Source organism: Aminobacter sp. J44, assembly GCF_007829415.1.
In the GTDB taxonomy this organism is placed as follows: Bacteria; Pseudomonadota; Alphaproteobacteria; order Rhizobiales; family Rhizobiaceae; genus Aerobium.
This window is the reverse complement of sequence record NZ_VLJG01000063.1, coordinates 1-10,590: the sequence shown is the minus strand read 5'-3', so window position 1 is coordinate 10,590 and position 10,590 is coordinate 1. Positions and strand designations below refer to the sequence as shown.

Sequence of the window (10,590 nt, the reverse complement as noted above, 5' to 3'; positions counted from 1 at the left end):
CGGCCGTTGTCGGGGCAGTAGAGCCCCGCGACACGATCGTGGATGAAGGAAAAGTCGATCACCGCGTCGATCTTGCGCAGCAGGTGATCCTTCGGCACCAGGCTCTCRAGCGTCACTATCTCGAGCGCCGTCTGTTCGGGAGCAGGCTTCTTCAGCATGCCCCACTGAATCAAAAACCTCCGGCCGAAGCCAGAGGTTTGTCAGCAGTCTGAGCCGGCAGGAAACTGTCGGCTTTTTTGTGTCTCGGGAGACCGCCAAGGGGGAGGAATTGAGGCGGGCCCAATCTCGGCCGCTGGCTCGATGGAAATGTTCAGGCATGGATGCCACGGTCAAACCGTGGCATGACGAAGTGGCTGTGCCGCGCCCGCAAAGTTGCCATGCGCCCACACTTGAATGCTGTACCCCGCAGGGTTTCCATCCGGCGCCGGGGGCTGAACGTCGCTGAGACCGAAGGCTCGCCCGATCACCGCCGGGTCGCACGCGGCGCCTCGTAATTGCTCACGACCTCACCACCTTCGTCATCGTCGGGCCTGGCCCGACGATCCATGCCTGAACGGTTCCGCTAGACGACGCGACGAGCACGAGGGCTCGCATCAACCTGCAGCATCGCAGTCGGGATCGCCTCAGCCCTCCACCTGCCCCCTAACAAAAAAGCCCGCCCCGGATCGGGCGGGCGCAAGTGTTGGGGCCAGTGAAGAAGACACCCGGGCGGCGTGCCGCCCGGGATTGCTTCGCTGAGCTGAACTCCGGCAGACCCGATCGGGCCCCGGAAGTTCCGGAAAGATGGCGGGTCGGATTTCTCCGGCCTGTCAGCCTCAGAAGTCCATGCCGCCGGCGGGCATGGCCGGAGCGGTTTCCTTCTTCGGCTTTTCGGCAATCATCGCCTCGGTGGTGACGAGGAGGCCGGCAACGGAAGCCGCATCCTGCAGCGCGGTGCGCACCACCTTGGCCGGGTCGATCACGCCCTGCTTGAACATGTCGCCGAACTCGCCGGTCTGGGCGTTCCAGCCATAGGCGAAGTCGGAGTTCTCGCGCAGCTTGCCGACGATGATCGAGCCCTCAGCACCGGCATTGGCCGCGATCTGGCGCACCGGCGCCTCGATCGCGCGGCGGATGATCTCGACGCCGTGCTTCTGGTCGGTGTTGTCGGTCGCGACCTTGTCGAGCGCCTTGGCCGCACGCAGGAGCGCAACGCCGCCGCCCGGCAGAATGCCTTCCTCGACGGCCGCGCGGGTCGCATGCAGCGCGTCGTCGACGCGGTCCTTCTTCTCCTTCACCTCGACCTCGGTCGCGCCGCCAACGCGGATGACGGCCACGCCGCCCGCGAGCTTGGCAAGGCGCTCCTGCAGCTTCTCGCGGTCATAGTCGGAGGTCGTCTCCTCGATCTGGGCCTTGATCTGGGTGATGCGGCCCTCGATCTCCTCCTTCTTGCCGGCGCCGTCGACAATGGTGGTGTTCTCCTTGTCGATGACGACCTTCTTGGCGCGGCCGAGCATGTCGAGGGTAACGTTCTCGAGCTTGATGCCGAGGTCTTCGCTGATTGCAGTACCGCCGGTGAGGATCGCAATATCCTGCAGCATCGCCTTGCGGCGGTCACCGAAGCCCGGCGCCTTGACCGCGGCAACTTTGAGGCCGCCGCGCAGCTTGTTGACGACGAGCGTAGCCAGCGCCTCGCCCTCGACATCCTCGGCGATGATGAGCAGCGGCTTGCCCGACTGCACGACCGCCTCGAGCACTGGCAGCATCGCCTGCAGGTTCGAAAGCTTCTTCTCGTGGATCAGGACATACGGGTCCTCGAGCTCGACGCGCATCTTGTCCTGGTTGGTGATGAAGTAGGGCGAGAGATAGCCGCGGTCGAACTGCATGCCCTCGACCACCTCGAGCTCGGTCTCGGCGGTCTTGGCCTCCTCGACGGTGATGACGCCCTCATTGCCGACCTTCTGCATCGCCTCGGCAAGGAAGCGGCCGATCTCGCTGTCGCCATTGGCCGAGATGGTGCCGACCTGGGCGATCTCGTCATTGTTGGTGACCTTGCGGGCGTTGGCCTTGAGCTCCTCGACGACAGCCTCGACGGCCTTGTCGATGCCGCGCTTCAGGTCCATCGGGTTCATGCCGGAGGCAACGGCCTTGGCGCCTTCCTTGACGATGGCCTGGGCGAGAACGGTCGCGGTCGTGGTGCCGTCGCCAGCCAGATCGTTGGTCTTGGAGGCAACCTCGCGCACCATCTGCGCGCCCATGTTCTCGAACTTGTCCTCGAGCTCGATTTCCTTGGCGACCGAAACGCCGTCCTTGGTGATGCGCGGCGCGCCGAACGACTTGTCGATGACGACGTTGCGGCCCTTGGGGCCGAGCGTGACCTTGACCGCATTGGCGAGGATGTCGACGCCGCGCAGCATGCGCTCGCGCGCATCCATGTTGAATTTCACGTCCTTGGCAGCCATGTTCTCACTCCTTCTTGAGGCAGCTTTGGCTTGTTGTTCTCGAGGTGGCGAAGAAGCTGTCAGGCAGCCTTCTTCTCGGCGGACGGCGTCTCGATCACGCCCATCACGTCGCTTTCCTTCATGATCAGCAGGTCTTCGCCGTTGAGCTTGATCTCGGTGCCGGACCACTTGCCGAACAGGATGCGGTCGCCGACCTTGACGTCGAGCTCGACCAGCTTGCCGTTTTCGTCACGGCGGCCGGGACCGACGGCGATGACCTCGCCCTCGCTCGGCTTTTCCTTGGCAGTGTCGGGGATGATGATGCCGCCGGCCGTCTTCTCCTCGGCCTCGATGCGGCGGACGAGGATGCGGTCGTGCAATGGACGGAACGTCATATCGTTCTCCTCAAGGACAAACAATTGTTGAGAGGTTCCACCGCTCCGGACCGGCTGGCCGGAACGGGGCGCGGCCCATCAGGCGCCGCGCATATCGAGCTAATTGCGGAAAAATCGCCTTTCAAGAGGGTCAGGCAAAATTTTTAGCACTCGCAGTCGGCGAGTACTAGTGCCATGTTTTTAAACGGAAATTTGAATCCTTGGCGCTTGAATTCGGCGCCGGATGGGCCATCATCGATGGTGCAGGCAGCACGCATTCCAGGAGGTTCATATGGCTGCACTCGTCAGCAGCGGCTTCCGCAGGCAATTGGAGGGCTACGGGCTCACCACGGCGGAGATCCACTACCACATGCCGGACCACCCCGGCCTTCTCCAGCTCTACATCTGGCAGGACTATGACCTGGCGCCGGAATTTCCCGAACTGCGCGGTTTCCTGAAATTCTGGACAGAGAGCCTCGACGGCCCGCTGCACTCGGTACGCGTCGCCCATCAGCGGCTGATCCGGCCATCCGAATGGCGCGCCGTCGACGGGATCATCACGCTGCATTGAGGGGGGAGCGGCGGCGCGGACCTAGACCCACGCCGCCTTGCTTCGAAGCCCCGTCTGCAGCCCACAGCCATGTCCCAACCCAACACCGCTGTGGGGCGTTGAAGCTCCGGAGCGGCAAGTGAGCTTATCCGGCGAAGGTGGCGCGGCGGTGTGTTCGCAAGCAAGCGATTCAGCTTCCGGGTTCTTATCTGGGGAACATCCTTCTCCACGGCCGGTTCGGGGCGTTCGATGAACCGACACGGACAGGAAGATCCCGATGAAAACCCGATTGCTTGCCGCGGCTGCGTTTGCCCTGATGCTCGCGAGCCCGAGCCTTGCCCAGCAGATGAGCGCCGAGGGGTTTGCCACCACGGCCGCCAGTTCCGACATGTTCGAGATCACCTCGAGCTCGCTTGCCCGCGAACGGGCGACGAGCGAGGCGGTCAAGGACTTCGCCAACATGATGATTGCCGACCACACGCAGGCCAGCAGCGAGCTCGCCGCGGCGGCGGAGACCGCGGGCGTCGCGCTGCCCGGCGGCATGATCGACAAGCACGCCGCGCAGGTCGAGACGCTGAAGGGCCTGCAGGGCGCGGAGTTCGACGCCGCCTATATCGAGGCGCAGACCGCCGCGCACGAGGAAGCGCTGGCGCTGATGGAAGGCTATGCCGAGTCCGGCGACAACGAGGTGCTCAAGGCTCATGCGCAGAAGACCGCGCCGATCATCGAACGCCACGCCGAGCACGTGAAGGAGCTTGGATCCGGGGGCTGAGCGGGCTCCCTTCGGAACGACCAGCATGCCCGGCCGGTCTCCGGGGCTTCCCCTTCACCGCTGGCTCGGCGTCAAGGTTCCGGCATGGATCGTCGGGTCAAGCCCGACGATGACGAAGAATGGACGTGTGGCGCGAGATTTGGACTAACGAAAGTCAAGCAAGGACGCCGGGATGCCGGGCGATCCGGATTCCGGGCGGTTCAGCCTGCGAGACGCTGGTAATTTCGCGAAGCCCTTGAAACTTCGTCATCCTCGGGCTTGACCCGAGGATCCATGCCTGAACGTGGCCGTCGCACAGCGGTGGTGGTGAGCCGCGTGCCCGGCAGGGGAGCTCGTGCTCCTCTGCAGGTCCTTACGGGGGCTGCCGCGACTTTTGCACCGCCGCCCCTGCATCAAGGTTCAGGCATGGATCGTCGGGTCAAGCCCGACGATGACGAAGAATGGGAGCTGCGCGGAACCCCGCTACAGCTTGTACGCCTTCTTCGCGTTGTCGTAGCAGAGGTTGCGCGCAGCTGTTTGCGCGTGCGGCTTCGAGATGCGGTGTTCGGCCACCAGCTGTGCAAGGAACCGGCACACTTCGCGGCGCCAGACGTCGTGGCGTGCCGGAATTGAAAGCAGCGCGCGGGTGTCGTCGTTGAAGCCGGCGAGGTTGGCGAAGCCGGCCGTTTCCACCACCTGGTCGAGATAGCGGCGAATGCCGTTCGGGCTGTCGTGGAACCACCAGGGCGGGCCGATCATCAGGCACTCCCAGTGCCCCGCCATCGGCGCGAGTTCCCGCGCATAGGTGCTTTCGTCTAGCGTGAACAAGATGATGCGCAGGCCCGGCGTGTTTCCGTAGCGGTTGAGGAGCGGCGTCAATCCGCCCACCCAGTCGGTGCGGCCGGGAATGTCGGCGCCCATGTTCGGCCCGCGCTCGGCAAAGAGTCTTGCGTTGGTGTTGCGGCGCGAGCCGGCGTGGATCTGCATCACCATGCCGTCCTCGACTGACAGACCGGCCATCTCGGTCATCATCTGGCCGCGGAAGAGCTCGGCATCCTGCGCCGAGAGTGGCCCCTTGAGCGCGCGATCGAGCAACGCCTGCTTCTCGTGCGGGGGCAGGTCGGCGGTGAAGGCCGAGGGCACGCCGTGGTCGGTGGCGGTCGCGCCATAGTCGCGGAAGAAGGCGCGGCGCTTGCGGTGGGCGTCGATCATGCCTTCCCATTTCGTGACGTCGCAGCCGGTGATCTCGCCGAGCCGGATCAGATTGTCGCGAAAGCCCGGCGCATCCGGATCGGTGACGCTGTCCGGCCGGTAGGTGCTGCGCACCTTGCCAATCCAGCCATCCGCCGCGAGTTTTTGGTGATGCTCGAGCGTGTCGAGCGCGCCGTCGGTGGTGGCGATCGTCTCGATGCCAAAGCTTTCGAGCAGCGCGCGCGGGCGGAACTCCGGCTTTTTGAGCTGCGCATTGATGTGGTCGTAGAGGCGGTCGGCATTGTCCGGCGTCAGCGGCTCGTCGCAGCCGAGCACGGCCGACATCGCATGATCCACCCACAGGCTCGACGGCGTGCCGTGGAAAAGGTGGTAGTGCGCGGCAAGCGTGCGCCAGATGTCGCGGCCTTTCGCGACCGGCATGCCGTCGAGGCGCGGCACGCCGAGCGCATCGAGGCTGACACCGACGCTCTGCAGCATGCGGAAGAGATAATGGTCGGGAATGACCAGCAACGAGGCCGCATCCTCGAACGGCGTGTCATCGGCAAACCAGGACGGCTCGGTGTGGCCGTGGGGGCTGACGATCGGCAGGTCTTTCACCGTCTCGTAGAGCTCGCGCGCGATCGCGCGCGTTGCCGGGTCGGCCGGAAACAGCCGATCCGGGTGCAAAAATCCATCCGTCATGCGTTCTCCTCCCAGATACCGCTCAGTTCGGCGCGGCGCCGAGCGCGTACAAAATGCCGCGCAACTCGGCGAGGCCGCGCAGGCGGCCGACCGCCGGATAGCCGGGCGTTACCGTCTTGTTGAGGTCGTCGAGCAGTCGCTGGCCGTGGTCGGGGCGGAAGATGATGTCTTCGCCCGGCCTGCGCTTCCTGTCCTCGGCGACCAGCTCCTTCAGCACCGCCACCATGTCGACGTCGCCTTCGAGATGCGCGCTTTCATGGAAGGACCTGCCGTCGCCCTCGCGCTTCGTCGCGCGCAGATGCGCGAAATGGATGCGCGGGCCAAAGCGGCGGGCCATATCGACGAGGTCGTTGTCGGCGCGCACGCCAAGGCTGCCGGTGCAAAAGCACATGCCGTTGGCCTCGGACGGCACGGCGTCGAACAGCGCCGCATAGTCGTCGGCGGTCGAGGCGATGCGCGGCAAGCCGAACAGCGGCCGCGGCGGATCGTCGGGGTGAAGCGTCAGCTTCACGCCGCGCGCCTCGGCGGCAGGCGTGACGGCGGCGAGAAATTCGATCAGGTGCTGGCGCAGCCTTGCCGCGTCAATTCCGCGATAGGCCTCGAGCTTGTCGCGGAACTCCGGGATCGTCAGCGGCTCGGTGGTCGAGCCCGGCAGCGCCGAGGTGATGTTGCGGGTAATGTCCGCGATTTCCTGTTCGCTCATCGTCTCGTAGACGATGCGGGCGCGCTCGACGTCATCGAGCGAATATTCGGCCTCCGCGCCTTTGCGCTGCAGGATGAAGAGGTCGAAGGCGGCAAAGCGCTCGTGGTCGAAGCGCATCGCCGTCGCGCCCGTCGGCGTCACATAGTCGAGCTCGGTGCGGGTCCAGTCGACCACCGGCATGAAATTGTAGCAGACGACGGGAATGCCGCAGGACGCGACCGCCTCGAGGCTGGCGATCCAGGCGTCAATCTCCGCCCTTGCCTTGCCGCCGAGGCGCTTGACGGCGTCGGGGATCGGGATGCTTTCCACCACGGACCAGGTGAGCGGCGGCCGGCCCGCGGGTGCCGTCTCGATCAGCTCTTTGCGCTCGGCGACCTCGCGTTCGGTCCAGGCGCGGCCGATCGGCACCTCATGCAGCGAGGAGACGACATTGGTGGCGCCGGCCTGCCGCACCTCGTCGAGCGTGACCGGGGCGTTCGGCCCGAACCATCTCCAACCTTGCCTCATCTTCTGTCTCTCCCTCGTCAGTCGGTCCGCCCTGCCGGTCGAAATCGTGCAGCAGACATGGCTGTTCAGCAAAAATAGTCGGGGTGGCGCGCGGAAAGCTCGGCGACATCCGGAATGACGGCGCTCAGATGATGCAGCATCGCCTCCCGAGCCGCAGAAACGTCATGCGCGGCGATGGCATTGCGGATCGTCCCGTGCTCGCCAACGATCTGGTCCATGCGGCCAAGCGCCGGCAGCGCGAGCCGCCGGGCGCGATCGATCTGCACCTTGACGGTCTTCAGCAGCGTCCAGATGCCGGGAAATCCGGCCAGCCGCGCGATCGCCTCGTGAAAGGCCTCGTCTTCCTCGTGGAAGGCGGAGGTGTCGCCCAAGGCCGCGAACTTTGCCTGCCGGGCGATGATGGCATCGAGTTCGGCGATGTCGGCGCCGTCGGCCTTGGCCGCCAGCGCCGCGACCGTCACCGTTTCGAGCGCTTTGCGCACGACCACGGCCTCCGGGATCGCGGCCACCGGCACGCGCGAGACGACGGTTGCCGACTGCGGAAAGATGTCGACGAGCCCGCCTTCGGAAAGCTTGAGCAGGGCCTCGCGCACGGGCGTGCGCGAGACGCCGAATTCCTCGGCAATGCGCTTTTCCTGCAGCGCCGTTCCAGGCGCGAGCCTGAGCGCGACGATGTCGTCATAGAGGCGGTTGTAGATCGCCGTCGCCGCCGTCACGCGGCGGATGGGAAGCGGGCGTGGCGCCTGCCTCGCCGCTACACTTGCGGCCAACGCACCTTCCGCGACCCGCGCCGCCTCGCCAGGCAGGGCGGACAGCTCTGATGCAGCTTCGCTCTCGCTTGCAGAACGCATGATCTCTCATGGCCGGTGTCACCGGTATATTAGTATATCAGTTGCGAAGAGATGCAAGGGCGTGGCGGACTGCAGCGGATGGACTGCGGCCTGTACGGGCTAGCGGGTGGGGGGCCGTCTGAAAGGCTACAATCTCTCGGCAAAGACCGGCTCCACTGAGTCAGCGATTTGCGCTGGCCGGTCGGGATCAGAAACATGACGGCGGGCGGAGGTGGTGCGCCCGCCGTCCCTTGCTGGACCCTCGGGGGTCCTGTCCATCAACAAGTCGCGAGCTAGTACGCTCGCTTCAGTGAGACGAAAGCGCCGGTCTGGTGGTACTCGTAGATGGCCACGTTGCTGTCACGCTGCTCGTGGAAGACCGTCAGCTCCGGCGTGAAGCCCTTGAAGTTGAACTGGTCGTGCGAGACGGAGACGGATGCGCGGTAGGTGTCGTCGCGGCGCGTCACGCCCCAGAACGGGTCGTATTCCGAATAGCGCGTCTGCGTCAGCGAGATCATCGGCGTGATATCGAACCCGGCGGAGCGGAAGTTCAGCCCGACTTCCACCTTCGGCGCCACATAGGTGTAATAGTCGTTTCGGCCATTCAGGTGTTCGAGCGACACCCGGCCGAAGCCGCGAAGCGACCGGGTAATGGACCAGTCGACATAGCCATAGGGGCGGTAGTAGACGCCAGTGGCGTCACTATCCTTCACCGCCATGTAGCCGAGCTGCCCACCCACGCCGACATTCAGCGTGTCAGTCAGCTTGTGATGCTTCCAGGTCTCGAGCGAAGGCATCACGTAGGAATTGTGCCGACGCACTTCGACGTCGCTTGCCACCTGGACGAAAAGGCCGGGGACGCTTTCGGCCTGCCGGGCGACGGCGAACTGAAACCGCCCGCTGTTCAGCTGATCGTTGTCGAAAATCCGGGCCGAAGAATACAGCTTCGTCAGGAGGTTGTTTTGCCAGAGCCGTTCAACGGAGAGCCACGGCTCGAGCCCGAACGAGGTTTTGACCTCCTCTTCAGGCTGATACTCGTAGGGAACGCCGTTGAAGAACACGGTGGCGCCGTCGGAGACGCGCGACGGATTGGATTCGCTGATCGCCCTTATGCCGTACCGGATACGAACGGTACGGAGTTCCGCGGCCTCCATGAACTCAGAATGTTGCGGCGAACGGCCTGCGGTGTGTCCTTTGCGTCATGGACCTCGCGGAAGAGCGCCAGCGCTTCGGAGTTCTCTCCCGTCTGTAGCAGGAGCCTTGCGAGCTCCAGCTTGATGCGGGGTGTCGGCACCTCCCGCAGGAGGTGCCGATACGTCGTGATGGCGACATCGTATTGTCCCGACTGGGCTGCCGCGTTCGCGGTCTGGAACATGCGCTCCACGGTGGGATTGGCGTTCGCGGCCACCGTGCCGGCAGCCAGGAGGGTGACAAAAAGTGCCGCCAGTTTCATTATTTTCTGGACGCCCCGAAGCCGCCGCCGAAGCGCTCGCCACTGTTGCCGGAAAGGGCGAACGTACCGCCGACTTCCTCAGCCGCAGGACCGTAGAAGCGGCCTTCCACGTTGCCCTTCAAACCGCCGGCCGTAGCGACATTGCCGGCAATTGCGCCCGAGCTGTAGGTCAGCTTGCCGTTGAGGTTGAGATCGGAACGCGCGGCCTCGGTGACAGACTCCGTGCCGCTGGTGCGGAAGTCGATGGTCTTGTTTGCGAAGTCAGCGTTGAGTGTCGCGCGCGCAACGACCGCATCCGGGTTGCCCGCCCCATCAACGTAAATGCCTGCTGCGCGACCCGTGAAGGTGGCTGTGCCGGACGTTGGCACCTTGGAGGCGTCGGTCTCGGCGCCGATGCTGAAGGCGCCGACACTTGCCTTCGTACCTTCATCCGCGGCCCAGGCGCCGAACGTTTGATACTCGAACCCGTTTCCTTCCGGTCCGGCGAGAATGATGCCCTTCTTCAGGTCATTGGAATAAGCCAGGACGAATGCCTCTTCGTCCTCGATGGTACCGGACTTGGTGTCGATCGTGATCGCGCCAGAGCTCCGCTCGAGCGTCAGGGAAAGCGGTTCGCCATCCTTGTCGGTGGTCAGCTTCGCCTGGACGGGGCCTGCGCTCGAAAAGTCGCTTACCTTGCCATTTGCGTCGACGGATACCTCGCGTCCCACGCCCTTCACGACAGTGGTCGTGCCCGGCTTCAGGGTGCTGAAACCGGTGAAGGTCTCGCCGCCCGGACCGCCCGGVCCGGCAGGGCCGCCCGAGCCGCCGCCACAGCCCACGATGGCAAACGGAAGCGTGGAAAGAAGTATAATTTTCGAGATTTTCATGATGATCCCCTAACAGCCCATGTTTAGAGCAGATTCGATTTAGTCCGGGTCATATCCCGCCGCCTCGAAGTAGTGCCGGCATTCCTGCGGGGTGAAGGCGGAGAGGCAGKCGGCGACCGCTGACCAGAGATCGTCAATGGTTCTGGCGGCGGCTTTTCTAAGCAGGGCCTTCAGCTTCGAGAAAGCCATCTCGATGGGGTTGAAGTCTGGGGAGTATGGCGGGAGGAACAGGAGCCGTGC

11 protein-coding genes and 1 pseudogene are annotated in these 10,590 nt (G+C 64.6%); 2 read left to right on the top strand and 10 right to left on the bottom strand.

From position 1 onward, the window contains the following. The 3 genes and pseudogenes from L610_RS17555 to groES form a co-directional block, all read right to left on the bottom strand. A pseudogene (locus tag L610_RS17555) lies at positions 1-158 on the bottom strand (IS5/IS1182 family transposase); the annotation flags it as partial. 657 nt (positions 159-815) lie between these two features. Continuing rightward, on the bottom strand, positions 816-2,441 hold the full coding sequence (gene groL, locus L610_RS17550) for a chaperonin GroEL (RefSeq protein WP_024849380.1): 1,626 nt from the start codon (positions 2,439-2,441) through the stop codon (positions 816-818). 59 nt (positions 2,442-2,500) lie between these two features. Beyond that, positions 2,501-2,815 carry a co-chaperone GroES gene (groES, locus tag L610_RS17545; RefSeq protein ID WP_024849381.1) on the bottom strand — a complete coding sequence of 105 codons (315 nt, stop codon included), beginning with the start codon at positions 2,813-2,815 and terminating at the stop codon, positions 2,501-2,503. Between the two features lie 271 nt (positions 2,816-3,086). Here groES and L610_RS17540 point away from each other — a divergent pair, with 271 nt between their 5' ends. Further along, on the top strand, positions 3,087-3,365 hold the full coding sequence (locus L610_RS17540) for an usg protein (protein WP_024849382.1): 279 nt from the start codon (positions 3,087-3,089) through the stop codon (positions 3,363-3,365). A gap of 256 nt (positions 3,366-3,621) precedes the next feature. Then, positions 3,622-4,116 carry a DUF4142 domain-containing protein gene (locus L610_RS17535; protein WP_144706641.1) on the top strand — a complete coding sequence of 165 codons (495 nt, stop codon included), beginning with the start codon at positions 3,622-3,624 and terminating at the stop codon, positions 4,114-4,116. Between the two features lie 462 nt (positions 4,117-4,578). Here the strand turns inward: L610_RS17535 and uxaC are convergent, their stop codons facing one another. The 7 genes from uxaC to L610_RS17500 form a co-directional block, all read right to left on the bottom strand. Continuing rightward, positions 4,579-5,988, bottom strand: coding sequence for a glucuronate isomerase (gene uxaC / locus L610_RS17530; protein ID WP_144706639.1), 1,410 nt, complete (start codon positions 5,986-5,988; stop codon positions 4,579-4,581). Positions 5,989-6,010: 22 nt separating this feature from the next. Then, positions 6,011-7,198: a mannonate dehydratase gene (uxuA, locus tag L610_RS17525; RefSeq protein WP_024849385.1), complete on the bottom strand. Its 1,188-nt coding sequence runs from the start codon at positions 7,196-7,198 to the stop codon at positions 6,011-6,013. A 65-nt stretch (positions 7,199-7,263) separates the two neighbouring features. Then, positions 7,264-8,049, bottom strand: a complete 786-nt coding sequence (locus tag L610_RS17520) for a GntR family transcriptional regulator (protein WP_024849386.1) — start codon at positions 8,047-8,049, stop codon at positions 7,264-7,266. A gap of 272 nt (positions 8,050-8,321) precedes the next feature. Next, positions 8,322-9,182, bottom strand: a complete 861-nt coding sequence (locus L610_RS17515) for a surface lipoprotein assembly modifier (RefSeq protein WP_144706637.1) — start codon at positions 9,180-9,182, stop codon at positions 8,322-8,324. Then, positions 9,137-9,481, bottom strand: coding sequence for a tetratricopeptide repeat protein (locus L610_RS17510; RefSeq protein WP_144706634.1), 345 nt, complete (start codon positions 9,479-9,481; stop codon positions 9,137-9,139). The genes L610_RS17515 and L610_RS17510 overlap by 46 nt, the downstream gene beginning before the upstream one ends. Next, the gene (locus L610_RS17505) at positions 9,481-10,350 is read right to left on the bottom strand and encodes a transferrin-binding protein-like solute binding protein (protein ID WP_144706632.1); all 870 of its coding nucleotides are present in this window, start codon (positions 10,348-10,350) and stop codon (positions 9,481-9,483) included. Before L610_RS17505 ends, L610_RS17510 begins: the two co-directional genes overlap by 1 nt. Positions 10,351-10,389: 39 nt before the next feature. Next, positions 10,390-10,590: transposase (locus L610_RS17500; RefSeq protein ID WP_186441588.1), on the bottom strand; the 201-nt coding region annotated here is incomplete at its 5' end.